The sequence below is a fragment of the Agromyces zhanjiangensis genome, from assembly GCF_040496055.1.
Classification (GTDB): domain Bacteria; phylum Actinomycetota; class Actinomycetes; order Actinomycetales; family Microbacteriaceae; genus Agromyces; species Agromyces zhanjiangensis.
Genome location: NZ_JBEPKB010000006.1, coordinates 57,508 through 82,504 on the forward strand (window position 1 = coordinate 57,508; position 24,997 = coordinate 82,504).

A 24,997-nucleotide genomic window follows, 5' to 3' on the forward strand; every position below is an offset into this window, starting at 1 on the left:
CGCGACCCCTAGGCTTGGGGGTCGACAGAAGCCCCGGGAGCCGCCACGTGTCCGAACACGACCTGAACTGGAAGTACGTCGACGAATCCGTCGTCGAGTCCGAGTCGATCGCGAAGGCACGCCAGCAGTCCCTCGAGCTCGGCGTGGAGCCCGTCTCGCCCGCCGTCGCCGCGCAGCTCGCGGTGATCGCCGCCGCGAGCGACGCGCGCGCGATCATCGAGGTGGGCACCGGCGTCGGCGTCTCGGGGCTCTCCATGCTCCAGGCGGCACGGTCGGCGCACCTGACCTCGATCGACGCCGAGACCGAGTACCAGCAGCATGCGCGCGAGCATTTCGCCGACGCGGGCATCGCCCCCGCGCGCGTCCGCCTCATCGCGGGTCGTGCCGGCGAGGTGCTGCCGCGCATGAACGAGGGCTCCTACGACCTCGTCGTCATCGACGCGGACGCGGCCTCGGTGATCGAGTACGTCGAGCACGGCCTCCGCCTGGCCAAGCCCGGCGGCAGCGTGCTGGTGGCCCGTGCCCTCTGGAAGGGGAGGGTGGCCGACCCGGCACGGCGAGACGACGTCACTGCGGCGTTCCGCGGGCTCGTCTCGGAGCTCGCAGCCTCCACCGCGGTGGTCACCGCCATCTCGCCGGCCGGGGACGGCCTGTTGCAGATCGTGAAGCTGGGCGCCTGACTAGGCCGCGTTGACGACGCCGCCCAGGACGTCGTAGAGCTCCTTGGCCTCGGCGTCGTTCACCGAGACGACGAGGCGACCGCCACCCTCGAGGGGCACGCGCACGATGATGAGCCGCCCCTCCTTCACAGCCTCCATCGGTCCGTCTCCAGTGCGTGGCTTCATGGCCGCCATTGAGCTACCCCTTTCGTGGCTGAATCTCCATTATCCCGCATCGAGGCGACGCCCCGGGACACCGGGCCGCCGCTGTGGACGACCCGCGCCCGCCGTTCACGCGCCGGACGCGCGGCGTGCACCCGCCGATCACCGGCCGCATCGGTCGCGCTGCGCACCTCAGATCACGGCGGGGTCCAGTCGTAGCCGTCGATGAACCACCCGATCCGGAGCCACACGACCTGGAGCGCGATCGAAGCCGCGACGAGCGAGCCCCGCCACCAGCGTGAGCGCGGCACGGCGAACGCGCCGACGATCGGGAAGAGGGGCGCCAGCAGCCGGAACGTGCTCGACTGCGGGAAGAAGACCGCGAGCAGGTACAGCGCATAGCTCGCGAGCCAGAGCCTGATGTCGACGCCGAGTCGGCGCACCCACGGCGTGAACAGCAGCGTCCCGAACCCCACGACGAGCGCGATCGGCAGGATCGTCCCCATGGGCTGGCCGAGCCACCAGTCGCCCGACTGGAACCAGGGAGTGAGCGGCACGAGCTCCACGTACCCGATGTACGGCGCGCGCCACGCGAGCTCGGTGTCGGTGTAGGCGCTCGGCTCGCCGGTGAACGCCCACGCGATCGCCGGCCAGGCGAGCCCGACCACGGCGGCGAACAGTGCGACGGATGCCGCGAGCACGCGCTCGCGGACGGGGAACGGGTCGCCGGACCGCGTGAACCATCGCACGATCCAGTGCAGCCCGAGCGTGAGGGCGAACGCGAGCGCCCCCGGACGCGTGAACGCCCAGATCGTCACGACGGGCACGAGCCAGCCGTAGCGGCGATCGACGAGCAGCAGCAGCGAGAGCGCCAGCCACAGGAAGCCCAGCGACTCGGCATAGCCGAACCCCATGATCGGCGAGACCGGCGCGACGCAGAAGAGCACGACCGCGAACAGCGCCTGGTCGGGATCGAGGAACCGCGACATGAGGCGGTGGAGCACGAGCGCCGCGGCGAGGCCCGCGACGAGCGCCACGACGACGGATGCCACGTCCCACGGGACGCCGACCGCGGTGAAGAGCCGCACGATGCCCGGGAACACGGGAAGGAACGCCCACGCGTTCTCGGCGACGTGGCCGTCGTCGGTGAGCGGGAGCTCGGTGGGATAGCCGGCGGCGGCGATGAACGCGTACCACCGTCCGTCCCAGATGTTCGCGTACTCGAAGTAGCCCGGTCGCGCGTCGGTCCACGCGCTCGCCGCCTGCGCGTGCGCGAACTGCAGCACGATGGCGATCGACACGACGCGTGCGGCGAGGTACACGACGACGACGCGCCCCCACCACGGCAGGAGGCGCCACCGCACGCGCGGCGACCACCGTCCGACCCGGTGCGCGCCCGCGTCCCGCGGCTCCGGCGCCCCCGCCGCGGTCTCCGCGCCGACGGGTCGGCTCAGCGCGCCGTTCCCGTCAGCCAGGCGCGCAGCGCCGATTCGCACGCGATGATCTCGTCGCAGTCCACGCGCTCGTCGTCGGCGTGGGCGAGGAGCGGATCGCCCGGTCCGAAGTTCACGGCCGGGATGCCGAGCGCGCTGAAGCGCGCGACATCCGTCCACCCGTACTTGGGCTGCGCGGCCCCGCCGACGGCGCGGACGAACTCCTGCGCGAGCGGGTCGTCGAGGCCCGGACGAGCGCCATCCGACGCGTCGGTGACGGTGAGTTCGTACTCGGGGAACAGCGCGCGCACGCGCTCGGTGGCCTCCTCGACGGAACGGCTCGGCGCGAAGCGGTAGTTCAGCGTGAGCACGGCGTCGTCGGGGATGACGTTGCCGGCGATGCCGCCGTGCATGAACACGGCGTTCAGCCCTTCGCGGTAGTCGAGGCCGTCGACGCGCACGGTCTCGGCCTCGTATCCTGCGAGCCGCTCCAGCGCTGGCGCGAGCTTGTGGATCGCGTTCTCGCCGACCCAGCTGCGCGCCGAGTGCGCCCGGCGCCCGGTCGCGCGCAGCTCGATCCGCAGCGTGCCGTTGCAGCCGCCCTCGACCTCGCCCCTGGTCGGTTCGCCGAGGATCGCGAAATCGGCCTCGAAGAGGTCGGGCCGGAGGCGAAGGACGCGCCCGAGCCCGTTGAGGTCGGCGGCGACCTCCTCGTGGTCGTACCACATCCAGGTCACGTCGACGATCGGGGCGACGAGCTCCCGGGCCAGCTTGAGCTGCACGGCGACGCCCGCCTTCATGTCGACCGTCCCCCTCCCCCACAGCACCTGCAGGTCCCCGTCGACCTCGAAGCGGGTCGGGACGTTGCCGTTGATCGGCACCGTGTCGAGGTGCCCGGCGATGACGACGCGCCGGTCGCGCCCGAGGTTCGTGCGGGCGACGATCGTGTCGCCGTCGCGGAACACGTCGAGGTGCGCGGCACCCGCCAGTGCGCCCTGGACGAGATCGGCGAGCGCTCCCTCCTCGCCCGAGACGCTCGGCACGTCGCAGATCGCCTGGGTGATGGCGACCACGTCGGCGGAGAGGTCGAGGGCGGCCGTGGGCGGGACGGGTGCAGCCATGCCCCCGAGTCTACGAGGGCGGATGCCGCGGCCTCCGCCCCGCGTCATCCGCCGTCGCCCGCCCATCGCGCTCGGTACCCTTGGAGCATGCCCGCAGACTCGTCGAACCCGACCTCGCCCGCCACGGCCTGGGGCGACGGCCTCGCCACGATCGCCGGCGACGGTACGGTGCTCGACACGTGGTTCCCGGCGCCGCAGCTCGGGGAGCCCGCCGCCGACGCGCCCGCCTGGGAGCCGCCCGTCGGGTCGGTGGGCCCGGACGACAGGCGAGGCGTCCGCGTCGAGGCCGTCCGCGTCGCCATCCGCCTCGCCGACGCCCCGGCGAGCACCTCCGACGCGTACCTCCGACTGCACCTGCTCTCGCACCTGCTCGTCGCCCCCAACGGACTCAACCTCGACGGCGTGTTCGGGCACCTCCCCAACGTCGCGTGGACCAACGCCGGACCGGTGCACCCCGACGACCTCGACCGGCTCCGCCCGGTCCTCCAGCGCGCCGGCATCCACGTCACCGGGCTCGACAAGTTCCCCCGACTGCTCGACTACGTGATCCCCGAGCGCGTGCGCATCGCCGACGCGTCGCGGGTGCGCCTCGGCGCGCACCTCGCACCCGGCACCACCGTCATGCACGAGGGCTTCGTGAACTTCAACGCCGGCACGCTCGGGTCATCAATGGTGGAGGGCCGCGTCTCGCAGGGCGTCGTCGTCGGCGACGGCAGCGACATCGGCGGCGGGGCGTCCATCATGGGCACGCTCTCCGGCGGCGGCACGCAGCGCGTCGCGATCGGCGAGCGCGCGCTGCTCGGCGCGAACTCCGGCATCGGCATCTCGATCGGCGACGACTCCGTCGTCGAGGCCGGCCTGTACGTCACGGCCGGCACGAAGGTGGTGCTCCGCGGCGGCGCGGGCGAGCGCGACCGGATCGTCAAGGCCGTCGAGCTGTCGGGCCTGCCGAACCTGCTCTTCCGCCGGAACTCGCTCGACGGGCGGGTGGAGGTGCTGTCGCGCTCGGGCGAGGGCATCGCGCTGAACGCTGCGCTGCACGCCTGATCCCGGCGGCCCGCGGCGCGGGCCGCCGTGGCGCGACGGCCGGGGTACAGTGATGACCCGGGGTCGCTCGGACGGGCGGCCCGTGCCATGCGCCGACACGAAGGAGTGACGTGGGAACCGACGCGCCGAGGACCCGACGGACCGGATGGGCGAAGTTCCTCGTCGGGGCGCTCGTCACGGTGCTCGTGCTCGGCGTCGCGGCCGTCGGGTTCGGCTGGTGGACCGTGCACCGCTCGTTCCCGGTCGAGTCGGGGCGGATCTCGGTCCCCGGCCTGAACGGCGCCGTCACGGTGTACCGCGACGACGCGGGCATCCCCCAGCTCGTCGCCGAGACCGACCACGACCTGCTCTTCGCGCAGGGGTACGTGCATGCGCAGGACCGGTTCTGGGAGATGGACTTCCGCCGGCACGTCACCGCGGGCCGCGTCGCGGAGCTCTTCGGCGAGTCCCAGGTCGCGACCGACGCGTTCATCCGCACGCTCGACTGGCGCGGCATCGCCGAGCAGGAGTTCGAGATGCTCGACGACGGGACCCGGGCGCTGTACGAGGCGTACGCCGACGGCGTGAACGCCTACCTCGCCGAACGATCGGGAGTGGAGCTCTCGCTCGAGTACGGCGTGCTCGCCCTGCAGAACCCGGGCTACGAGCCCGAGCGCTGGACCCCGGTGGACTCGATCGCCTGGCTCAAGGCGATGGCCTGGGACCTCAGGTCGAACCTCGGCGACGAGATCGACCGAGCGCTCCTGCTCGCCTCCGGGCTCTCCTCCGAGCAGGTCGCGCAGCTCCACCCCAGGTTCCCGTGGTCGGCCAAGCCGACCATCGTCGGCGGGCCCGCACCGGCCGCCCCCGCCGCGCTCGACGTGCGCGCCGTCGAGGACGCGTCCGTCCCGCTCGAGGCGCACGCCGACGCTGCATCCGCCGACGAGGAGACCGCGACCGTGCTCGGCGACCTCGCCGCGCGCCTCGACGCGCTGCCGCAGCTGCTCGGGCCGGAGGGGGGCGACATCGGCTCGAACTCGTGGGTCGTCTCGGGCGCCCTCACCGACACGGGCATGCCCCTGCTCGCCAACGACCCGCACCTCGGCCCGGCCATGCCGTCGATCTGGGTCCAGATGGGCCTGCACTGCGCCGAGCTCACGCCGATCTGCACGTTCGACGTAGCCGGGTTCGGGTTCTCGGGGCTCCCGGGCATCATCATCGGGCACAACGAGCGCATCGCCTGGGGGTTCACCAACCTCGGCCCCGACGTCGCCGACCTCTACCTCGAGCGCGTCACCGAGGAGTCCTACGAGCTGGACGGCGCACTCGAGCCCCTCGCGCTGCGCGAGGAGGTCATCGAGGTCGCCGGCGGCGAGCCCGTGACCGTGACGGTGCGCTCGACGGCGCGCGGGCCGATCGTGACCGACATCGGCTCGGACTTCGCGGCCGTCGCCGCGGGCTACGCCTCCGCCGACGCCGCCGAGGAGCCCGCCGAGGCCGAGGAGCCCGAGCTCGAGCTCGAGGTGTCACTGCAGTGGACCGCGCTGCAACCGGGTCGCACGCCGCAGTCGATCTTCGCCATGAACCGGGCCTCGACCTGGCAGGAGTTCCGCGACGCCGCGGCGCGATTCGAGGTGCCGTCCCAGAACCTCGTCTACGCCGACGTCGAGGGCAACATCGGCTACCAGGCGCCGGGGCGCATCCCGGTCCGCTCCTCCGGCGACGGGACCGTGCCCCTGCCCGGCTGGACCAGCGAGAACGGGTGGACCGGAACGGTCCCCTTCGACGATCTCCCCTCGGTGCTGAACCCCGATCGCGGATACATCGTGACCGCGAACAACGCCGTCGAGAAGGACGGCCCGCTCCTCACGCGCGACTGGGACCTCGGGTACCGAGCCGAGGGCATCGAGCGGCGCCTCGGCGAGCTCATCGCCGAGGGCGAACCGATCACGGTCGAGTCGATGGGCGAGATCCAGTTCGACACCCGCGACGCCAACGCCGAGGCGTTCCTCCCGGTGATCGCCGAGCTCGACCTCGACGGCGACGCCGCACGCGGCGCACGACTCCTCGCCGACTGGGACGCGTCGGCCGACGTCGACAGCGCCCAGGCCGCGTACTTCGCGGTGTTCTGGCGGAACCTGCTCGACGGCATGTTCGGCGGCCTCCCCGAGTCGACCAGGCCCGTGGGCGGCGACCGGTGGTTCTCCGTCCTCGGGACCCTGCTCGGCGAACCGGAGGACGCCTGGTGGGCCGATCGTGCCTCCGGGGCGACCGGACGCGACGCCGTGCTCGCCGCCGCCCTGGACGCCGCGTGGGCCGAGGCATCCGAACTCATGGGCGACGACCCCGGGGCCTGGCGGTGGGGCGGACTGCACACCCTGACCCTGACCAACCAGACCTTCGGCGAGTCGGGCATCGGACCCATCGAGTGGCTGTTCAACCGGGGCCCGTACGAGACGGGCGGCGGCTCGGCGATCGTCAACGCCAACGGCTGGGACGCGACGCTCGGCTACGAGGTGAACTGGGTGCCCTCGATGCGGATGGTCGTGGACCTCGAGAACTTCAATGACTCGACGTGGGTGAACCTCACGGGCGCGTCCGGCCACGCCTTCCATCCGCACTACGACGACCAGGCCGAGCTGTGGCAGCAGGGCGGGACGCGCGAGTGGCCCTTCTCGACGCGCGCGGTGCGGAGGGCGGCGACCGACGCGCTCGTCCTGCAGCCCGGGCGCTGACGCGACGCCGGGCCGCTGCGCGACGCGGCGACCGCCGCGCCGCCCGGCTCAACGGAGCACCGAGCTCAGCAGCAGGCTCGTCTCGCTGTTGACCACGCCGTCGATCGATCGGATGCGCCCGAGCACGCGGTCGAACTCTCCGAGCGTCTCCGTGCGGAGCTCGGCGACGAGGTCCCATCCGCCGTTCGTCGTGTGCAGGGCGATGATCTCTGGGAACCCGCGGAGCCGGCGGATCACGTCGTCGGTCGTGCGCCCCTCGACCTCGATGAACGAGATGGCGTGGATCGAGAGCGGGTCCGTCTCGTCGCGCACGCGGACCGAGAAGCCGACGATGATCCCGGATGCCACGAGCCGGTCGATGCGCCCCGTGACGGTCGCCCGGGCGACCCCGAGCCGGCGCGACAGCTCGGCCACGGGAGTGCGGCCGTCCTCACGGAGGATCGCCAGCAGCCTGCGGTCGAGATCGTCGAGCGGTTCCATGCACATATCGTACAGCGGGACTTCTCACACTGCTCATCTGGCTGACGATCCGTGAGCAGAGGGGTCGTTGCTGTTGCATATCGACGGATCGTACCCTCGAATCACCGAACTGAAGGGAACGAGATGACGAGTTTCGTCGACGTACGCAACATGGTCGGCTGGGTCGCCGGAACCGGCCCCGAGCGCATCATCGCGGGGATCATGGACTACCTCGAGCAGGACTTCGCGCGCTGGGAGAGCTTCGACAAGACGCCGCGCGTCGCGAGCCACACGCCGTTCGGCGTCATCGAGCTCATGCCGACGAGCGATCACGAGTCCTACGCCTTCAAGTACGTCAACGGACACCCCTCGAACCCCGCGCGCGGCTACCAGACCGTCACCGCCTTCGGCGTGCTCGCCGACGTGCACAACGGCTACCCGACGTTCCTCGCCGAGATGACCGTGCTCACCGCGCTCCGCACGGCCGCGACGTCCGCGTTCGCGGCGAAGCTGCTGGCGCGCCCCGACTCGCGCGTCATGGCGATGATCGGCACCGGGAGCCAGGCGGAGTTCCAGGCGCTCGCCTTCCGCCACGCCTTCGGCATCACGACCCTCCGCGTGTTCGACGTCGACCCCGACGCGATCGCCAAGTTCGTCCGCAACATGCTCCCGCTCGGCTTCGAGATCGCGGTCGCCGGCAGCGCGGCGGAGGCGCTCGAGGGCGCCGACATCGTGACCACCTGCACGGCCGACAAGGCCCGCGCCACGGTCGTCTCGGACGAGTGGGTCCGACCCGGCATGCACCTGAACGCGATCGGCGGCGACTGCCCGGGCAAGACCGAGCTCGACCCCGCGATCCTCGATCGGGCCGACGTCTTCGTCGAGTACACGCCGCAGACGCGCATCGAGGGCGAGATCCAGGCGAAGGCCGCCGACTTCCCCGTCACCGAGCTGTGGGAGGTCCTCACCGGCCGGACGCCCGGCCGGACCGATGCGGAGGCCATCACGGTCTTCGACTCCGTGGGCTTCGCGATCGAGGACTTCTCGGCCCTGCGCTACGCGCGCGACCAGGTGGCCGGGACCCGGTACGAGCAGCGGATCGACCTCGTCGCGGACCCCGACGACCCGAAGGACCTCTTCGGCCTCGTCGGCGCATTCTCCCCGGTGGGCTGAGCGGATGTCGGTCCAGTCGCCATCCGCGGTCGTGATGGTCCGGCCGCACCACTTCGCCCCGAATCCGCACACCCTCGCCGACAACGGCTTCCAGCCGAACGCGGACGGGCTCGACCCCGATCGGGTCTCGGCGGCCGCCTACGACGAGGTCACGCGAGCGGCCGCCGCGCTCGAGGCGGCGGGCGTCACCGTGCACCTCTTCGAGGACGAGACGGTCCACCGGCCCGACAGCGTCTTCCCGAACAACTGGATCTCGACGCACTCCGGTGGCCACATCGCGCTGTTCCCGATGTTCACGCCGAACCGCCGGACCGAGCGCCGCAGCGACATCGTCGAACTGCTGAAGACCACGTACCGCGTGCAGGACGTCATCGACTACTCGGGCCTCGAGTACGACGACGTCTTCCTGGAGGGCACCGGGGCGATGGTGCTCGACCACGAGTCGCGCATCGCCTACGCCGCGCGGTCGAACCGGGCCGATCCGATCGCGCTCGAGCGCTTCTGCACGAACTTCGGCTACGAGCCGATGGTCTTCGACGCGGTCGACGGCCGAGGCGTCGCGGTGTACCACACCAACGTGATCCTGAGCATCGCGACCGAGTTCGCGCTCGTCGCCGCCGATATGTTCGTCTCCCCCGCGCGTCGCGACGAGGTGCTCGGCCGGCTGGCCGCACGCGGCCGACGCGACGTCATCACGCTCGACAACGCGCAGGTCGACGCGTTCGCCGGCAACGCGCTCGAACTCTGGTCGACGGAGGGACGCGTGCTCGCGCTCTCCCGCACGGCGTTCGACGCGCTGACGGTCGACCAGCGCGCGCGCATCGAGCGCTCGGCCCGCCTGCTCCCGCTCGACGTCCCGACGATCGAGCTCGCCGGCGGATCCGTGCGCTGCATGCTCGCGGGCGTGCACCTCGATCCGCGGCCGGGCCTGGTCGAGCACCGATCGGCACCGGTCGACGATGCCGCCGCGGACGAGATCGCCGCACTCTGACGAGCCGCAGCCGGGGACGACGAACGGCCTGTCCGAGGACAGGCCGTTCGTTCTCGCTTCGGCTTCCGGGTGCGGGGCTCAGCCCAGCGGGTAGTGCCGCTCGCCCGACCCCGTGTAGAGCTGCTGCGGTCGACCGATCTTCGTCCCGCCGTCGAGGTTCATCTCGCGCCAGTGCGCGATCCAGCCCGGGAGCCGGCCGATCGCGAACAGCACCGTGAACATGCGCGTCGGGAAGCCCATGGCCTTGTAGATGACGCCGGTGTAGAAGTCGACGTTCGGGTAGAGGCGGCGCTGCTTGAAGTAGTCGTCCTCGAGCGCGAACTGCTCGAGCTCCTTCGCGATGTCGAGCAGCGGGTCGTTGACGCCGAGGCCCTCGAGCACGGCGTCGGCGCTCGTCTTCACGATCTTCGCCCGCGGGTCGTAGTTCTTGTAGACCCGGTGACCGAAGCCCATGAGCTTGACGCCGTCCTCCTTGCGCTTCACGCGCTCGACGAACTTGCCCACGCCCTCGCCGGAGTCGCGGATCTGGGCGAGCATCTGCAGGACGGCCTCGTTGGCGCCGCCGTGCAGCGGGCCCGAGAGCGCCTGGATGCCGGCGGAGATCGACGCGTAGAGGTTCGCGCCGGTGGAGCCGACCAGTCGCACGGTCGAGGTCGAGGCGTTCTGCTCGTGGTCCTCGTGCAGGATCAGCAGGCGGTCGAGCGCCTTCGCGAGCGTCGGATCGATCGAGTAGGGCTCGGCCATGTTGCCGAAGTTCAGCCGCAGGAAGTTCTCGACGAAGTTGAGGGAGTTGTCGGGGTAGAGGAACGCCTGGCCGATGCTCTTCTTGTGCGCGTAGGCGGCGATCACCGGCATCTTCGCGAGGAGGCGGATGGTCGTGAGCTCGACGTGGTCGGGGTCGTGCGGGTCGGACGAGTCCTCGTAGTACGTCGAGAGGGCGGCCACGGCGCTCGAGAGCACGGCCATCGGGTGCGCGGTGTGCGGCAGCGCCGAGAAGAAGCGCTTCAGGTCCTCGTGCAGCAGCGTGTGGCGACGGATCTTCTCGTCGAACTCCGCGAGCTGGTCGGCAGTGGGCAGTTCGCCGTACATCAGCAGCCAGGCGACCTCGAGGTAGGTCGAGTGCTCGGCGAGCTCCTCGATCGGGTAACCGCGATACCGCAGGATGCCCTGCTCGCCGTCGATGTACGTGATCGCCGATCGCGTCGACGACGTGTTCACGAATCCGTAGTCGAGTGCCGTGAGGCCGGTCTGCCGGGTGAGCGTCGACACGTCGATGCTCGCGTTGCCCTGCGAAGCGCGGTGGATCGGGAATTCGGCCGTCCCACCGGGGAAGTTCAGCGTCGCGGTGTCGGCGTCGACTCCGACGGATTCGTTCACGACGTTGCTCACGGCGTCTCCTGTGATCGTCACTGTCTCGCGGTTCCCTGCTCTCCGGTCCGGCACCGGTCGGCGCGCGCGGCCCGACTACAGCCTAGACGGGTCGGGCGCACACTGTCGCATCCACCAATGGATCGCGTGATCGATTGGTGTGGTGCCACAGTCTTCACTGCGATTCGGTGACGACCCGCCGTCAGCGCACCGCCGTCGCGCGCAGCCGGGCGGCCGCCTGCCTGATCCGCTCGTCCGTCGCCGTGAGCGAGAGTCGCACGTGCTGCGGGAAATGCGGTCCGTAGAAGTGACCGGGCCCGCCGAGGATGCCGAGGTCGGCGAGGCGTCCGATCGATTCCCAGGCGTCCCGCCCCTCGGTCGCCCAGAGGTACAGCCCGGCTTCGCTGTGGTCGATGCGGAATCCGGCGTCCGCGAGAGCGGGGCGCAGCAGCTCGCGTCTCGCGCGATACCTCGCCTTCTGCTCCTCGACGTGCGCGTCGTCGGCCAGCGCGACGGCCATCGCCGCCTGCAGCGGGGCCGGAACCATGAGCCCGGCATGCTTCCGCGCGGTCGTCAGTCGCGCGATCAGCTCGCGGTCGCCGCCGACGAAGGCCGCTCGGTACCCGGCCATGTTCGACTGCTTGGACAGCGAGTAGATCGCGAGCACCCCGGCCGGATCTCCGCCCGTCACCGCCGGGTCGAGCACGCTCGGGACGGCGCCCTCATGCCACGGTTCCTCCCAGCCGAGCTCGGCGTAGCACTCGTCGCCGACGATGACCGCGCCGAGTTCTCGGGCCCGTTCGACGGCGCGGCGGAGCTCCGGCACCCCGAGCACGCGACCGTCGGGGTTGCCCGGTGAGTTCAGCCAGACGAGTCGCGTGTGCGCCGGCCACTCGGCCGGGTCGTCGGAGGCCACGGCCTCGGCGCCCGCGAAGATCGCGCCCATCTCGTACGTCGGGTAGGCCGCCCGTGGGTGGACCACCGCATCGCCGGCGCCCACGCCGATGAAGAACGGAAGGAGCGCGACGAGTTCCTTGGAGCCGATCGTCGGCAGCACGGCGTCCGCGCCGAGCCCCTCGACGCCGCGGCGGCGGGCGAACCAGTCGACGATCGCACGCCGCAGGGCCGTCGTGCCGACGGTCGTCGGATAGGAGTGCGCGTCGGTGGCCGCCGCGAGGGCGTCGCGCACGAGGCCGGGCGTCGCGTCGATCGGCGAGCCGATCGACAGGTCGACGATGCCGTCCCGGTGCGATGCCGCCCGGTCGCGGTAGGGGACCATCAGGTCCCAGGGGTACTCGGGCAGGGCCCCGAGCGCCATGGTCAGTGACCCTGCGGGGGCAGCGCCGCGATCAGCGGGTGGTCCTTGGGGATGACGCCGACCTTGGCCGCGCCGCCCGGGGAACCGACCTCGTCGAAGAACTCGACGTTCGCCTTGTAGTAGTCGGCCCACTCATCGGGCAGGTCGTCCTCGTAGTAGATCGCCTCGACCGGGCAGACCGGCTCGCAGGCGCCGCAGTCGACGCATTCATCGGGGTGGATGTAGAGCGAACGCTCACCCTCGTAGATGCAGTCGACGGGACACTCGTCGATGCAGGCGCGGTCCTTCACATCGACGCACGGCAGGGCGATGACATAGGTCACGGTGGGTCGCTGTCCCTTCGGTGATGCTGGACTGCCAGTCTATGCGCGACGCGCCTCGCGCGACGGCAGCGAAGGCCACGCGACGACCAATACGGACACGATCGCCGGGCCGATCGCCCAGACCATGCCGACGACGCCGTCGGCGACGAGCACCGATCCGCCCGGCCCGGGGAGCGCCAGCACGGCCACGGTTCCGACCACGCCGACCGCGGCGGCGGTCGCTGCCGCCCGGCCGCCCGCGACGAGTCGGATGCCGACGAGCAGCGCGGCGACGCCGACGAGACCGGCGACGAGGCCCCAGGGAATCGCGACGCCGGCGATCTCGAGCGCGTGCCGGTGACCGATCGTCGCGACCGTGCCGTACACCACGCCGACGGCGAACGCGATCGCGAGCGGGACGATCCGGGAGCCGAGCGATCGGCGCCCGGTCGACGCGCTCACGGCGCCGGCGTCACGGTGTAGGTCACCGCGTCGCCTTCGCCTGCGAGGATCACGAGGAGTTCGCCGTCCGTGTAGACCGTGCCGGCCGCGCTCGCCTGTGCCAGCGCCGGGTCCTCGCGGAAGCCCGCCCCCTCGACCTCGGCGCGCGCGTCGGCCAACGGATCGGCCGCCTCCGACGTGAGGACCACGACCCAGCCATCCGCACTCGCGGCTCCGCCTGCGAGCTCGATGGTGCCGTCGATGATCGGGACCGAGGTCGGGAAGTCGGTCGGCAGCTCCCCGCTCAGGTCGACCTGGGCTCCGGCGCCCTCCTCGACGGCATCCTCGACGCCGCGTTCGACGAACTCCTGCACGGTGCCCGTGCACCCGGTGAGCAGGGACGCCGCCGCGAGGCTCGCCACGATGGCGGCCGCGCGGGCACGCCCTGGGAAGAGAGGCATGGGCGCGAGTCTATCCGCCGTGCCCGTGCCGCTGCTGCCGCTGCGGATCGCGGCGCCCGCGGCATGCCGTAGCGTGGTCGGCGGTGCGGCCGAACCGCCGCGGGAAGGACGATCGAGGATGACCGAACAGCCCGGAACCGAGGAGCACCGTCCGCCCGTGCGCATCGAGCGCGACGGCGTCGTGGCCACCGTCGTGATCGACCGGCCGAAGGCGCTCAACGCCCTCTCCCCCGAGGTGCTCCGCGCCCTCTCCGACGCGTTCGACGCGCTCCGATCCGAGGCCGACGCCGTCCGCGGCGTCATCGTGGTCGGCGAGGGCGGGCGCGCCTTCGTCGCCGGGGCGGACATCCGCTCGCTCGCGATCCTCACGCCCGACGAGGGCGCCGAGGCCGCCCGTCTCGGCCATCGGGTCGCCGCGGCGATCGAGGCGTTCCCGGCACCCGTCATCGCCTGCGTCGACGGATTCGCCCTGGGCGGCGGCCTGGAGCTGGCACTCGCGTGCGACCTCATCTACGCGACCGAGTCGTCGTCGTTCGGTCAGCCCGAGGTCGGGCTCGGCCTCATCCCCGGCTTCGGCGGCACGGTCCGGCTGCCTCGCGCGGTCGGGCTCTCGCTCGCGAAGGAGCTCATCTTCACGGGCCGCCGCATCGATGCCGCGACCGCGGAGGCCGCGGGCCTGGTCGCGCGACGCTTCGCCGACCGCGACGCGCTGATCGCGGGCGCACGCGCGACCATCGACGAGGTCGCCGCGAACGCCTGGACGGCCGTCGCCCTCGCGAAGCGCGTGCTCGTCGAGGCGGCCGGGACGCCGACCGAGACGGCGACCGACCTCGAGGTCGCCGGCTTCGCCGATGCGTTCCGCACCGACGACATGCGTGAGGGCGTCGCCGCGTTCATGGAGAAGCGCGCGCCGGAGTTCACGGGTCGTTGACACGACGGATGCCGCGGCTCGCGCCGCGGCATCGGCCTCGTCTCCGGCTCAGCCGGTGACGTTCACGCTCAGCCACGACATGCCGTCGAAGCGCACCCCGTCGGCACCGTACATCTCGAGGTGGAGGTGCGGCCCGGTCGACTGTCCGGTCGTGCCGACCGCGCCGAGGGCCTGGCCGGCGGTGACCCGCTGGCCGGGGGCGACGGCGAGCGAACCGTACTGCATGTGCGCGTACAGCGACGTGACCACGGCGCCGCCGATGTTGTGCTGCACCTCGACGTAGACGCCGAGCCCGCCACCGGCCTCGGTGGCCGTGATGACGACGCCGTCGGCGATGGAGCCGATCGTCGCGCCCACGCCCGGGTTGAAGTCGATCCCGTCGTGGAAGGTCGAGCAGCCCGCGCAGGGCGCGATGCGGGGGCCGAAGCCCGACGACGTGCGCGAGGGGTCGACCGGCCAGACGACGCGGTCCGCCTGCAGGAGGGAGACGTCACCCAGGCCGGCGACGCTCGACTCGATGGGCGGCGGGGCCGCCTCGACGTCCCAGTCGCCCACGTCGATCGGCTCGAGCGCGACCTCGGATCCGACCTCGAGCGTCTGCGAGCGGAGCGAGATGGTGTCCTCGGCCGGCGCGTACACGGACGCGCGCGCCACGGTGTCGGTCGCGCTGACCGCGAGTGCGGGGACGCTCGTCGAGAGCAGCATGCCGCCGGCGAAGGTCATCGCGCCGATCGTCATGACCGGGCGCAGGGCTGCGGAGAGGTTTCGACGGCCGGCCGGGCGAGCCGTGGTCGCCGGGGCGACCGCTTGCCGGGCGGCATCGGGCATGGTGGTGGCTGCGGGGCGGGCTGGGGCAGTGCGGCGGTAGCGGGGGCGTCCGGCCGCACGACGGCCATGCTGGGGGAGGTTCATAAGCGGGGGAAGGTGGGTGGTACTCAGGTAACGGTTGCGTAACGACAAACTCGGGTTTCGAAGAACCCGACAACCATACGAGGTTGTTTCTGTGAGGTTCCTCCACCGCCCTCACCCAGTGTCACGACGTCGCGAACACAGCGAGGGGGATGCCGCGGCCACACCGCGGCATCCCCCTCGTCAGTCCGAGGCTAGCCCTGCTTCTTCAGGCGCGATGCGGCCCGCGCGCGCGCCGTGGCGTCGAGCTCGACCTTGCGGATGCGCACCGCGGTCGGGGTGACCTCGACGCACTCGTCCTCGCGGGCGAACTCGAGGCACTCCTCGAGCGAGAGCTGGCGCGAGGGCGTCATCGACTCGAAGGTGTCGGCCGTCGACGAACGCATGTTCGTCAGCTTCTTCTCCTTCGTGATGTTGACGTCCATGTCGTCGTTGCGCGAGTTCTCGCCGATCACCATGCCCTCGTAGACCTCCTCCGTGGGGTTCACGAAGAACGTCATGCGCTCCTGCAGCGCGATGATGGCGAAGGGCGTCACGACGCCCGCCCGGTCGGCGACGATCGACCCGTTGTTGCGGGTCACGATCTGGCCCGCCCACTCGTCGTAGCCGTGCGAGATCGCGTTCGCGATGCCCGTGCCGCGCGTCGTCGTCATGAACTCGGTCCGGAAGCCGATCAGGCCGCGGCTCGGCACGATGAACTCCATGCGCACCCACCCGGTGCCGTGGTTGGACATGTTGTCCATCCGGCCCTTGCGGGCGGCGAGGAGCTGCGTGATGGCGCCGAGGTACTCCTCGGGCGCGTCGATCGTGAGGTGCTCGAACGGCTCGTGCAGCTTGCCGTCGACCTGCTTCGTGACCACCTGCGGCTTGCCCACGGTGAGCTCGTAGCCCTCGCGACGCATCTGCTCGACGAGGATCGCGAGCGCGAGCTCGCCGCGCCCCTGGACCTCCCATGCGTCGGGACGGCCGATGTCGACGATGCGGAGCGACACGTTGCCGATCAGCTCGCGGTCGAGGCGGTCCTTGACCATGCGGGCGGTGAGCTTGTGCCCCTTGACCTTGCCGACCAGCGGCGAGGTGTTCGTGCCGATGGTCATCGAGATCGCGGGCTCGTCGACCGCGATCACGGGCAGCGGGCGCACGTCCTCGGGGTCCGCGAGCGTGTCGCCGATCATGATGTCCTCGAAGCCTGCGACCACGGCGATGTCGCCCGGGCCGGCGCTCTCGGCCGGGAAGCGGTCGAGTGCCTTCGTGAGGAAGAGCTCGGTCACGCGCACGTTCTGGACCGAGCCGTCGTGCTTGACCCACGCGACGGTCTGGCCCTTCTTGATCGTGCCCTGGAAGACGCGCAGGAGCGCGAGGCGACCGAGGAAGGGCGACGCGTCGAGGTTCGTCACGTGCGCCTGCAGCGGGTGCTCGTCGTCGTAGGTCGGAGCGGGGATGTGCTCGAGGATGGCCTCGAACAGCGGCTCGAGGTCGTCGTTGTCGGGCAGGGCGCCGTTCTCGGGCTGGGTGCGGCTCGCCGCGCCGTTCCGGCCGGACGCGTAGACGACGGGAACGTCGAGGATCGCGTCGAGATCGAGGTCTGGGACGTCGTCCGCGAGGTCCGAGGCGAGGCCGAGGAGCAGGTCCTGGCTCTCGGCGACCACCTCGTCGATGCGGGCGTCGGGCCGGTCGGTCTTGTTGACCAGCAGGATGACCGGCATGCGTGCCTCGAGGGCCTTGCGGAGGACGAACCGGGTCTGCGGGAGCGGACCCTCGCTCGCGTCGACGAGGAGCACCACGCCGTCGACCATCGACAGGCCGCGCTCGACCTCGCCGCCGAAGTCGGCGTGGCCCGGGGTGTCGATGACGTTGATGGTGACCGGGGACCCGCCCGCATGCACCCCGTTGTACGAGATCGCCGTGTTCTTGGCGAGGATCGTGATGCCCTTCTCGCGCTCGAGCTCGTTCGAGTCCATCGCGCGCTCCTCGATGTGCGCGTGCGCGTCGAAGGAGTTGGTCTGCTGGAGCATCGCGTCGACGAGCGTCGTCTTGCCGTGGTCGACGTGGGCGACGATCGCGACGTTGCGCAGGTCGTTGCGGGTGGCCTTGGCCATGGTGAGGTCCTCGCGTGGCCTCCGGTCGCCGTGCGGCTCCGGGGCGCGGATCGGCAGCGCCGGGGCGCTGGAGTGGAGTCGGTGGGAGCGCGGTCAGCCGATGGTCACGGGTCGCGCCAGACCAGCCTACCGCCTCCGGCGGAACGGCGGACGCCCGGCCCCCGTCGAGGGGCCGGGCGTCCGTGCGTCCGGTGCTACGCGCCGAGCTGGAGGTTCGCACCGGGGATCGCCGCGAGGAGATCCTTGGTGTACTGCTCCTTCGGGCTCTCGAACACCTCGTCGGTGGTCGCCGCCTCGACGATCCGGCCCTTCTGCATCACGCAGACGTTGTCGGCGATGACGCGCACCACCGCGAGGTCGTGCGTGATGAAGAGGTAGGTGAGATCGAGCTCGGCCTGCAGGTCGGCGAGCAGCCGCAGGATCTGCGCCTGCACGAGCACGTCGAGCGCCGACACGGCCTCGTCGAGCACGACGATCTCGGGCTTGAGCGCGAGCGCACGCGCGATCGCGATGCGCTGGCGCTGACCGCCTGAGAGCTCGTTCGGGTAGCGGCCGACGAGCGTGCGCGGCAGCGAGACCTGGTCGAGCAGCTCGAACACGCGCGCACGTCGTGACGCGCCGTCGCCCACGCCGTGGGTGACCAGCGGCTCCGAGATCGTGTTCCCGATGTTCCGGAGCGGGTTCAGCGAGCCGTACGGGTCCTGGAACACGGGCTGCATCCGGCTGCGGAGGTCGAACAGCTCCTTGCCGGTCAGGCTCGCGAGGTCCTTCCCGCCGACGAGGATCTTGCCGCTGGTCGCGTCCTCGAGCTTCAGCAGCATCTTCGCCACCGTCGACTTGCCCGAGCCCGACTCGCCGACGAGCGCCGTGGTGGTGCCCTTCGGAATCTCGAAGGAGACCTTGTCGACCGCCGTGAAGTCGCCCGAGCCGCGGATCTTGAAGACCTTGGTGAGGTCCTCCACCACGATCGCGGGCGGCTGCGATGCCGCGGCCTCGTGCGCCTCGGCGCGAGCCTCGGCGGTCGCGATCAGGTCGATCGTGTCCGTCGTCGTCGCCGGTTCGGTGCCGGGCTCGTTCGATGCCTCACCCGCGTGCGCGGTCGACTGGATGCGGCGCGAGGCGAGGCTCGGCGCCGCAGCGACGAGCCGCTGCGTGTACGGGTGCTGCGGGTTCTGGAGGATCTCGAGCGACGGACCCGACTCGACGACCTTGCCCTTGTACATGACCACGAGCTGCTCGGCGCGCTCAGCGGCGAGGCCGAGGTCGTGCGTGATGAACAGCAGGGTCGTGCCGAGCTCCCGGGTCAGTGACTCGAGGTGGTCGAGGATGACGCGCTGCACCGTCACGTCGAGCGCCGAGGTGGGCTCGTCCGCGATGAGCAGCTGCGGGTCGGCCGAGAGGCCCATGCCGATGAGCACGCGCTGGCGCATGCCGCCGGAGAACTGGTGGGGGAACTGCTTGAGGCGACGGTCCGCATCCTGCAGGCCGGCCTGCTTCAGCACCTCGATCGCGCGGGCACGGACCTCCTTGCGGCCGGACGCGATGCCATTGGCCTTGATCGCCTCCTCGACTTGGAACCCGATCGACCAGACCGGGTTGAGGTTCGACATCGGGTCCTGCGGGACGAAGCCGATCTTGCGACCGCGAATGGCCTCCATCTCCTTCTTCGAGGCCTTGGAGATGTCCTGCCCGTCGAGCATGATCTGGCCGCCCGCGATCCGGCCGGAGCCGGGCAGCAGGTTGATGATCGCGTGGGCGGTGGTCGACTTGCCCGAACCGGACTCGCCCACGATCGCGAGGCTCTGCCCGCGGTACAGCGTGATGTTGACGCCGTCGACCGCCGTGACCTTGCCCTCCTGGGTCGCGAACTCGACCTTGAGGTCCTTGATGTCGAGGAGCGGCCGCTCCTCGCCGTCGGGCGTGGTGTGCTGCACGTCGCTTCCGTTCACGGTGGAGGTCATCGCTGCGCCCTCGCCTTCGGGTCGAGCGCGTCGCGGACGACCTCGCCGAGCATGATGAAGCTCAGGACGGTCACCGACAGCGCGATGGAGGGCAGGATCAGGGTCTGCGGGTTGGTGCGCAGGTCGACCTGGGCCTGGCTGATGTCATTGCCCCACGACATGGTGCTCGAGGGCAGTCCGACGCCGAGGAACGACAGGGTCGCCTCGGCCACGATCGCCGAAGCGAGCGAGATCGTCGTGATCACGATCACCGGGGCGATCGAGTTCGGGAGGACGTGCCGGATCAGGATGCGCAGCCGCGTGACGCCGACGGCCGTGGCCGCCATGACGAAGTCGGAGTTCTTGACCCTGAGGATCTCGGCCCTCAGCACACGTGCGGTGGCGGGCCACGCGAAGATGCCGATCGCGAGTGAGATCGTCCACACGCTCACGTACTGCGAGAGCACCGACATGATGACGACGGCGGCGAGGATGTAGGGGATCGAGAAGAAGATGTCTCCGAGTCGCGAGAGCACCGCGTCGACCCATCCACCGTAGAAGCCCGCGAGCGAGCCCATGATGATACCGAGCGTGGCCACGATGGTGGTCACGATGAGCCCCACGGAGAGCGACGTCGACGTGCCGTAGATGATGCGCGCGTAGATGTCGCAGCCCTGGCGGTTGTAGCCGAGCACGCTGCCGTCGCCCGGGCCCTGGTTGCTCAGCGAGAGCTGGCAGTAGCGGGGGTCGAGGCTCGTGAACAGCATCGGGAACAGCGCCACGATGACGATGAGGAAGATCATCGTCGCCGAGATCCAGAACATGGGCCGCTTGCGGACATCGCGCCACGCATCGCGCCAGAGGTTCGAGGGCTTTCCCTCGGCCTTGACGGAGTCGATCGCGACGAGCGGAGTCTCGTCGATCGGCGCGACGTAGTGCGCCTGAGTCGGTCTGGTGTTACTTGGCATAGCGGATCCTCGGGTCGAGCACGGCGTACAGCAGATCCACCAGGAGGTTGATGACGAGGTAGATCAGCACCATGACGGTCACGAACGAGACGACGGTCGGTCCCTCGCCGCGGATGATGGCCTGGTACAGCGTTCGGCCGACGCCAGGCACGTTGAAGATGCCCTCGGTCACGGTCGCACCCACCATGAGCGTGCCGAAGTCGACGGCGAGGTAGGTGACGACCGGGATGAGCGAGTTGCGCAGGATGTGCACGGGGACGATGCGGCGACGGGTGAGGCCCTTGCTCGCGGCGGTGCGAACGAAGTCCTGTCCTCCCGTGTCGATGACCGACGCCCTTGTCAGTCGAACGATCTGGGCGAAGCTGATCGTCGCCAGCACGATGGCGGGCATGATCAGGTCCTGTATCGGGGCACCGGGCCCGACCGTGGTCCGGAACAGGCCGAGCTGGATGCCCAGCACGTACTGCGCGACGAACGCCACGACGAAGATCGGCAGCGAGATGAGGATCAGGCTGAGCACGAGGAAGCTCGCGTCGAAGATCCCACCCTTGCGAAGGCCCGAGATGAGGCCGATGGTGATGCCGGCGACCATCTCGAAGAAGACGGCGAGCACGGCGAGGCGGAGCGTCACGGGGAACGTCTCGGCGAGGATGTCGCCGACCGGCTGACCCGAGAACGAGACGCCGAAGTCGCCCTGGAAGATGCCGCCGAGGAAGAGCAGGTACTGCACGATGAACGGCTGGTCGAGGTTGTACCGCTCTCGGACGGCCTCGAGCACCTGGGGCGGAGGGGTCTTGTCGCCGAACAGGGCGACGACCGGGTCGCCCGGCATGGCGAAGACCATGAAGTAGATCAGGAAGGTGGTGCCGAGCAGCACAGGGATGGCCTGCAGGAGTCGGCGCGCGATGTAGCCGGCCATGGATCAGGCCCCGCGATCTGCGTGTGTAGACATAGTTGAAGAAACCTCACCGATATGGGAGTGCGCACACACGATGTTACGCGCCTCGGCACACCCCGGATACGTGGGAGTGGGGCGGCGATCCAATGGACCGCCGCCCCACGGGCGTCAGAGAGTCTAGCCCTCAGTCGCCTCGACCGAGAATCACTCGCTCTTGGTCACCTGGTAGTACAGGGGCACCGAGTTCCAGCCGAACTGGACGTTCTCGACCTGCTCGCTCCAGGCGCCGTTCACCGTCGAGTACCAGAGCGGGATCGCGGGGAGGTCCTCGAAGAGGATCTCCTGCGCCTGCTGGAACTTCTCGATGCCGGCGTCGACATCGGTCTCGCCGAGGCCTTCCTGGATCAGCGCGTCGAACTCGGGGTTCGAGTAGTCACCGTCGTTCGAACCGGCGCCGGTCACGTAGATCGGGCCGAGGAAGTTGGAGAGCGACGGGTAGTCGGCCTGCCAACCGGTGCGGAACGCGGTCTCGATGGTGCGGTCGGTGACCGCGGTGCGCATCTCGGCGAACGTCGGGTACGGAGCACCCGAAGCGTCGATGCCGAGCTCGTTCTTGATCTGGTTGGTCACAGCGTCGACCCAGCCCTGGTGGCCACCGTCGGCGTTGTACGCGATCTGGAACGAACCCTCCCACGGGCTGATGGCGTCGGCCTCGGCCCACAGTTCCTTGGCCGTGTCGGCGTCGTAGTCGAGCACGTCGCTGCCCGCGATGTCCTCCGAGTAGCCGTCGATGACCGGCGACGTGAAGTCGTGGGCCGGGGTACGGGTGCCCGAGAAGATCACGTCGGTGACCTCTTCGCGGTTGATCGCGTGCGAGATCGCGGCGCGGCGGAGCTGGCCCTCCTCACCCTCGAAGTGCGCGAGGCGCTCCGGGATGGTGAAGGACTGGAAGATCGCAGCACCCTGCGTGATGGCGCGGTCGCCGAACTCGTCCTGGAAGGTCGAGAGCGCGCTGTCCGGGATGGCGTCGAGCACGTCGAGGTTGCCACCCTGCAGGTCGGCGTACGCCGCGTCCTGCGTCGCGTAGAAGATGATCGAGAGACCACCGTTGGCGGCCTGGCGGTCACCCTGGTAGTCCTCGTTCTTCACGAGGTCGATGCGCTCGTTGTGCTTCCAGGCGCCCTCACCGTCGAGCATGTAGGGGCCGTTGCCGATCGGGTTCTCACCGAAGGCGTCCAGGTCCTCCCACGCCGCCTCGGGGAGCGGGAAGAAGGCCGAGTAACCGAGTCGGAGCGGGAAGTCCGACTCCGGCTGCTTGAGGGTCACGGTGAAGGTCTTGTCGTCGACGACCTCGAGGCCGGACAGCTCGTCCACGTTCTCGTCGTAGCTGAAGCCCTCGATCGAGTCGAAGAAGTAGCTGGAGAGCTGCGCGTTGTCGAGCGCGGCGCCGTAGTTCCACGCCTTGACGAACGACTCGGCGGTGACGTCCTCGCCGTTCGTGAACGTCTGGCCGTCCTTGATCGTGATCGTGTACGTCTGCGCGTCCTCGGTCTCGATCGACTCCGCCATGTCGTTGTGCGGAGCGCCCTCGCCGTCGTAGTACACCAGGCCGGCGAAGATCGAGTCGAGGATCTTGCCGCCACCGGTCTCGTTGGTGTTGGTGGGGACCAGCGGGTTCTGGGGCTCGGAACCGTTCGTGGTGATGATCGCGGTGGTGTCACCGGCGGGTGCGGTGGGTTCGCTGCTGGACGAGCAGCCGGCGAGCGTGAGCGCTCCGGCCGCCGCAAGAGCAATGGCTGCGACGCCGATTCTCTTGATCTTCAATGTTCCTCCTGTGAGATGAGCGCACGACTGTTCGATTCGTGGTCGAGCAGGGGGGCGCTGGTAGGTGAATCGAGACTATAAGCGGGTCAACGCCGAACAAACTTCACGGCGGAACCGTTACCGAGGCGCAATCTTGCGACGGTGAGATGCGCAGATGAGCAGACGCCGACGCACGAATCTTGCGCCGCGAGCGTGCATGCGAGGATTGCCGCATGCCAACGGCACGACGTCTCCGCATCGAGGTGGCCATCGTGCTCGCGCTCTCCCTCGGCGCGTCGGCGGTGTACGCGCTCGTCGCGCTCATCGCCCGGCTCACCGCCGAGCGCCCGCTCGGCGAGCAGAGCGCCGCGCTGAACCAGTCGCGCTCGACCCGGGAGTGGCTCGACCTCACGTACCAGTTCCTCGACGTCGTGTTCGGCCTGGCGGTCGTCGCCCTCGTCCTCTACCTGCTCTGGCAGCCGGGACGCAGCCCGTTCCGCCGCATCGGCTTCGACCTGACGCGACCGGGCCGGGACGCGGCATCCGGCCTGCTGCTCGCCGCCGTCATCGGCGTGCCCGGCCTCGCGCTCTACGCCGCCGGTCGGGCGTTCGGATTCACGGTGGCGATCGTGCCGCAGCCGCTCGACACGTACTGGTGGACGATCCCGATCCTCGTGCTGGCCGCGTTGAAGGCGGCGCTCACCGAGGAGGTCATCGCGGTCGGCTACCTCTTCACTCGCCTGCGCGAGCTCGGCGTGGGCCCGTGGGCGACGATCCTCTCGAGCGCGCTCCTCCGCGGCAGCTACCACCTGTACCAGGGCTTCGGCGGCTTCGTCGGCAACGCCGTCATGGGCGTCGTCTTCGGCTGGGCCTACACGCGATGGGGCCGCACGATGCCGCTCGTCATCGCGCACTGGCTCCTCGACATCGTCAGCTTCGTCGGCTACCCGCTCGCGGTCGGCTGGTGGCCGGGGCTCTTCGCGCCGCCCGCGGACTGACCGACGGGCGACTCCGGGCGCGCGGGCGCAGTCGACGGATGCCGCGGCCGCGGCGCATCGGCCACGTGACGCGCTCCGGCGAGCGCGACGACGGTCGCCGGCATCGGCGGCAGCGTCTCCTCCGGCGGTTCGACGCGCAGGTCGGAGTCGTTCGACCGCACGAGTGCGCCGTCGATCCAGCTTCGACGGCCGGGCGTGCAGACTGCGGAGAACTGCTCGGCGCCCCCGTAGAACCCGCTCCGTGACATATCGCTGAACGACTCCGCTCGACGGAGCGCGTCCGCCAGCTGCGGGTTCCGTCGATCGAGCAGGCCGGCCCGCTGCTCGAGCCCGAGCCCCCGTGCGCCGGCAAGCGTGCAGCCGACCATGACGCCCACGAAGCCGAGCGTGGCGAGCAGGGCGACGACATCCATCGGGATCATGCGCACCCCCTTCGATGCGAGTGATCCTCAGTGTACTCCCGGGGGTCATCGAGGGGTCCGTCCGGATGCCGCGACCGCGGGCCGCGCGAACGATGGTCGTCACCGGGCGGGGCCCGCCCGGTCCGACCTCGGGAGAAGGAAGCATGGACCTCGCACACGCCCTCAACGCCGGCGGGCTCGCCGGCCGCCGCACCGACCACCGCTTCACCGCGGACGAGACGGAGGTCCGCGAGGCCGAGCGACGCGTGGCACGCCGCCGCGCGGCCGCGGCAGAGCGCCGCCCGCTCACGTTCACCGAGCGCGGCCGGCACGCGGCACCGCGGACGGCCTGACGACCGCCCGCGACGCCCGGCTCGAGTCCGCTACGCGAACGCCTCGAC

24 protein-coding genes are annotated in these 24,997 nt (G+C 70.5%); 8 read left to right on the forward strand and 16 right to left on the reverse strand.

Annotated elements, in window-relative coordinates; translation table 11 throughout:
• The first annotated feature begins 47 nt into the window (after nt 1-47).
• Nucleotides 48-680 carry an O-methyltransferase gene (locus ABME02_RS12405; RefSeq protein WP_353815653.1) on the forward strand — a complete coding sequence of 211 codons (633 nt, stop codon included), beginning with the start codon at nt 48-50 and terminating at the stop codon, nt 678-680.
• On the opposite strand, the gene ABME02_RS12410 is transcribed toward ABME02_RS12405, so the two are convergent.
• The 3 genes from ABME02_RS12410 to dapE all read right to left on the reverse strand — a co-directional run bounded on the left by ABME02_RS12410 (nt 681) and on the right by dapE (nt 3,375).
• Nucleotides 681-854 (reverse strand): DUF3117 domain-containing protein, encoded by a 174-nt coding sequence (locus ABME02_RS12410; protein WP_019179788.1) that lies wholly within the window; start codon nt 852-854, stop codon nt 681-683.
• A 164-nt stretch (nt 855-1,018) separates the two neighbouring features.
• Nucleotides 1,019-2,317: a hypothetical protein gene (locus tag ABME02_RS12415; protein WP_353815654.1), complete on the reverse strand. Its 1,299-nt coding sequence runs from the start codon at nt 2,315-2,317 to the stop codon at nt 1,019-1,021.
• Nucleotides 2,272-3,375 (reverse strand): succinyl-diaminopimelate desuccinylase, encoded by a 1,104-nt coding sequence (gene dapE, locus ABME02_RS12420; protein ID WP_353815655.1) that lies wholly within the window; start codon nt 3,373-3,375, stop codon nt 2,272-2,274. Before dapE ends, ABME02_RS12415 begins: the two co-directional genes overlap by 46 nt.
• Nucleotides 3,376-3,462: 87 nt before the next feature.
• Between dapE and dapD the strand changes: the two genes are divergently transcribed.
• Complete coding sequence (gene dapD, locus ABME02_RS12425; RefSeq protein WP_353815656.1) at nt 3,463-4,422, forward strand: 2,3,4,5-tetrahydropyridine-2,6-dicarboxylate N-succinyltransferase; 960 nt, start codon at nt 3,463-3,465, stop codon at nt 4,420-4,422.
• A 110-nt stretch (nt 4,423-4,532) separates the two neighbouring features.
• A complete protein-coding gene (locus tag ABME02_RS12430; RefSeq protein ID WP_353815657.1) occupies nt 4,533-7,136 on the forward strand; it encodes a penicillin acylase family protein in 2,604 nt (867 codons plus the stop codon).
• A 48-nt stretch (nt 7,137-7,184) separates the two neighbouring features.
• Here the strand turns inward: ABME02_RS12430 and ABME02_RS12435 are convergent, their stop codons facing one another.
• Nucleotides 7,185-7,616 (reverse strand): Lrp/AsnC family transcriptional regulator, encoded by a 432-nt coding sequence (locus tag ABME02_RS12435; protein ID WP_353815658.1) that lies wholly within the window; start codon nt 7,614-7,616, stop codon nt 7,185-7,187.
• 123 nt (nt 7,617-7,739) lie between these two features.
• Here ABME02_RS12435 and ocd point away from each other — a divergent pair, with 123 nt between their 5' ends.
• Entirely contained in the window at nt 7,740-8,768 is a 1,029-nt protein-coding gene (gene ocd / locus ABME02_RS12440; RefSeq protein ID WP_353815659.1) for an ornithine cyclodeaminase, read from the forward strand.
• A 4-nt stretch (nt 8,769-8,772) separates the two neighbouring features.
• Complete coding sequence (gene ctlX / locus ABME02_RS12445) at nt 8,773-9,759, forward strand: citrulline utilization hydrolase CtlX (protein ID WP_353815660.1); 987 nt, start codon at nt 8,773-8,775, stop codon at nt 9,757-9,759.
• A gap of 78 nt (nt 9,760-9,837) precedes the next feature.
• On the opposite strand, the gene ABME02_RS12450 is transcribed toward ctlX, so the two are convergent.
• The 5 genes from ABME02_RS12450 to ABME02_RS12470 form a co-directional block, all read right to left on the reverse strand.
• On the reverse strand, nt 9,838-11,136 hold the full coding sequence (locus ABME02_RS12450; protein WP_353815812.1) for a citrate synthase: 1,299 nt from the start codon (nt 11,134-11,136) through the stop codon (nt 9,838-9,840).
• 193 nt (nt 11,137-11,329) lie between these two features.
• Nucleotides 11,330-12,445, reverse strand: a complete 1,116-nt coding sequence (gene dapC, locus ABME02_RS12455) for a succinyldiaminopimelate transaminase (protein WP_353815661.1) — start codon at nt 12,443-12,445, stop codon at nt 11,330-11,332.
• Nucleotides 12,446-12,447: 2 nt separating this feature from the next.
• Nucleotides 12,448-12,768, reverse strand: coding sequence for a ferredoxin (gene fdxA / locus ABME02_RS12460; protein WP_129235541.1), 321 nt, complete (start codon nt 12,766-12,768; stop codon nt 12,448-12,450).
• 39 nt (nt 12,769-12,807) lie between these two features.
• A complete protein-coding gene (locus ABME02_RS12465; protein ID WP_353815662.1) occupies nt 12,808-13,209 on the reverse strand; it encodes a hypothetical protein in 402 nt (133 codons plus the stop codon).
• Nucleotides 13,206-13,649 carry a hypothetical protein gene (locus ABME02_RS12470; RefSeq protein ID WP_353815663.1) on the reverse strand — a complete coding sequence of 148 codons (444 nt, stop codon included), beginning with the start codon at nt 13,647-13,649 and terminating at the stop codon, nt 13,206-13,208. The genes ABME02_RS12465 and ABME02_RS12470 overlap by 4 nt, the downstream gene beginning before the upstream one ends.
• A 118-nt stretch (nt 13,650-13,767) precedes the next feature.
• Here ABME02_RS12470 and ABME02_RS12475 point away from each other — a divergent pair, with 118 nt between their 5' ends.
• Nucleotides 13,768-14,580, forward strand: coding sequence for an enoyl-CoA hydratase/isomerase family protein (locus ABME02_RS12475; protein ID WP_353815664.1), 813 nt, complete (start codon nt 13,768-13,770; stop codon nt 14,578-14,580).
• 48 nt (nt 14,581-14,628) lie between these two features.
• Here ABME02_RS12475 and ABME02_RS12480 read toward each other — a convergent pair whose 3' ends face one another.
• The 6 genes from ABME02_RS12480 to ABME02_RS12505 all read right to left on the reverse strand — a co-directional run bounded on the left by ABME02_RS12480 (nt 14,629) and on the right by ABME02_RS12505 (nt 23,218).
• Entirely contained in the window at nt 14,629-15,303 is a 675-nt protein-coding gene (locus ABME02_RS12480; RefSeq protein WP_353815665.1) for a M23 family metallopeptidase, read from the reverse strand.
• A gap of 380 nt (nt 15,304-15,683) precedes the next feature.
• On the reverse strand, nt 15,684-17,588 hold the full coding sequence (gene typA, locus ABME02_RS12485) for a translational GTPase TypA (RefSeq protein ID WP_353815666.1): 1,905 nt from the start codon (nt 17,586-17,588) through the stop codon (nt 15,684-15,686).
• Between the two features lie 194 nt (nt 17,589-17,782).
• The gene (locus ABME02_RS12490; RefSeq protein WP_353815667.1) at nt 17,783-19,549 is read right to left on the reverse strand and encodes a dipeptide ABC transporter ATP-binding protein; all 1,767 of its coding nucleotides are present in this window, start codon (nt 19,547-19,549) and stop codon (nt 17,783-17,785) included.
• Nucleotides 19,546-20,496, reverse strand: a complete 951-nt coding sequence (locus tag ABME02_RS12495) for an ABC transporter permease (RefSeq protein ID WP_353815668.1) — start codon at nt 20,494-20,496, stop codon at nt 19,546-19,548. The genes ABME02_RS12490 and ABME02_RS12495 overlap by 4 nt, the downstream gene beginning before the upstream one ends.
• Nucleotides 20,486-21,415, reverse strand: a complete 930-nt coding sequence (locus ABME02_RS12500; protein ID WP_353815669.1) for an ABC transporter permease — start codon at nt 21,413-21,415, stop codon at nt 20,486-20,488. Before ABME02_RS12500 ends, ABME02_RS12495 begins: the two co-directional genes overlap by 11 nt.
• Before the next feature lie 183 nt (nt 21,416-21,598).
• A complete protein-coding gene (locus tag ABME02_RS12505; RefSeq protein ID WP_353815670.1) occupies nt 21,599-23,218 on the reverse strand; it encodes a peptide ABC transporter substrate-binding protein in 1,620 nt (539 codons plus the stop codon).
• 212 nt (nt 23,219-23,430) lie between these two features.
• Here ABME02_RS12505 and ABME02_RS12510 point away from each other — a divergent pair, with 212 nt between their 5' ends.
• On the forward strand, nt 23,431-24,195 hold the full coding sequence (locus ABME02_RS12510; RefSeq protein ID WP_353815671.1) for a CPBP family intramembrane glutamic endopeptidase: 765 nt from the start codon (nt 23,431-23,433) through the stop codon (nt 24,193-24,195).
• On the opposite strand, the gene ABME02_RS12515 is transcribed toward ABME02_RS12510, so the two are convergent.
• Nucleotides 24,141-24,617 carry a hypothetical protein gene (locus tag ABME02_RS12515; RefSeq protein WP_353815672.1) on the reverse strand — a complete coding sequence of 159 codons (477 nt, stop codon included), beginning with the start codon at nt 24,615-24,617 and terminating at the stop codon, nt 24,141-24,143. The two genes, ABME02_RS12510 and ABME02_RS12515, sit on opposite strands and share 55 nt — an antisense overlap.
• Before the next feature lie 143 nt (nt 24,618-24,760).
• Here ABME02_RS12515 and ABME02_RS12520 point away from each other — a divergent pair, with 143 nt between their 5' ends.
• On the forward strand, nt 24,761-24,949 hold the full coding sequence (locus tag ABME02_RS12520) for a hypothetical protein (protein WP_353815673.1): 189 nt from the start codon (nt 24,761-24,763) through the stop codon (nt 24,947-24,949).
• Nucleotides 24,950-24,997: the final 48 nt, after the last annotated feature.

Coding starts and splice junctions, on each gene's coding strand:
- dapE (WP_353815655.1), bottom strand. CDS start 3,375: ATGGCTGCACCCGTCCCGCCCACGGCCGCCCTCGACCTCTCCGCCGAC.
- ABME02_RS12470 (WP_353815663.1), bottom strand. CDS start 13,649: ATGCCTCTCTTCCCAGGGCGTGCCCGCGCGGCCGCCATCGTGGCGAGC.
- dapC (WP_353815661.1), bottom strand. CDS start 12,445: ATGGCGCTCGGGGCCCTGCCCGAGTACCCCTGGGACCTGATGGTCCCC.
- ABME02_RS12435 (WP_353815658.1), bottom strand. CDS start 7,616: ATGGAACCGCTCGACGATCTCGACCGCAGGCTGCTGGCGATCCTCCGT.
- ABME02_RS12515 (WP_353815672.1), bottom strand. CDS start 24,617: ATGATCCCGATGGATGTCGTCGCCCTGCTCGCCACGCTCGGCTTCGTG.
- ABME02_RS12475 (WP_353815664.1), top strand. CDS start 13,768: ATGACCGAACAGCCCGGAACCGAGGAGCACCGTCCGCCCGTGCGCATC.
- ABME02_RS12410 (WP_019179788.1), bottom strand. CDS start 854: ATGGCGGCCATGAAGCCACGCACTGGAGACGGACCGATGGAGGCTGTG.
- ABME02_RS12520 (WP_353815673.1), top strand. CDS start 24,761: ATGGACCTCGCACACGCCCTCAACGCCGGCGGGCTCGCCGGCCGCCGC.
- ABME02_RS12490 (WP_353815667.1), bottom strand. CDS start 19,549: ATGACCTCCACCGTGAACGGAAGCGACGTGCAGCACACCACGCCCGAC.
- ABME02_RS12480 (WP_353815665.1), bottom strand. CDS start 15,303: ATGACCTTCGCCGGCGGCATGCTGCTCTCGACGAGCGTCCCCGCACTC.
- ocd (WP_353815659.1), top strand. CDS start 7,740: ATGACGAGTTTCGTCGACGTACGCAACATGGTCGGCTGGGTCGCCGGA.
- ABME02_RS12510 (WP_353815671.1), top strand. CDS start 23,431: ATGCCAACGGCACGACGTCTCCGCATCGAGGTGGCCATCGTGCTCGCG.
- typA (WP_353815666.1), bottom strand. CDS start 17,588: ATGGCCAAGGCCACCCGCAACGACCTGCGCAACGTCGCGATCGTCGCC.
- ABME02_RS12500 (WP_353815669.1), bottom strand. CDS start 21,415: ATGGCCGGCTACATCGCGCGCCGACTCCTGCAGGCCATCCCTGTGCTG.
- ctlX (WP_353815660.1), top strand. CDS start 8,773: ATGTCGGTCCAGTCGCCATCCGCGGTCGTGATGGTCCGGCCGCACCAC.
- dapD (WP_353815656.1), top strand. CDS start 3,463: ATGCCCGCAGACTCGTCGAACCCGACCTCGCCCGCCACGGCCTGGGGC.
- ABME02_RS12495 (WP_353815668.1), bottom strand. CDS start 20,496: ATGCCAAGTAACACCAGACCGACTCAGGCGCACTACGTCGCGCCGATC.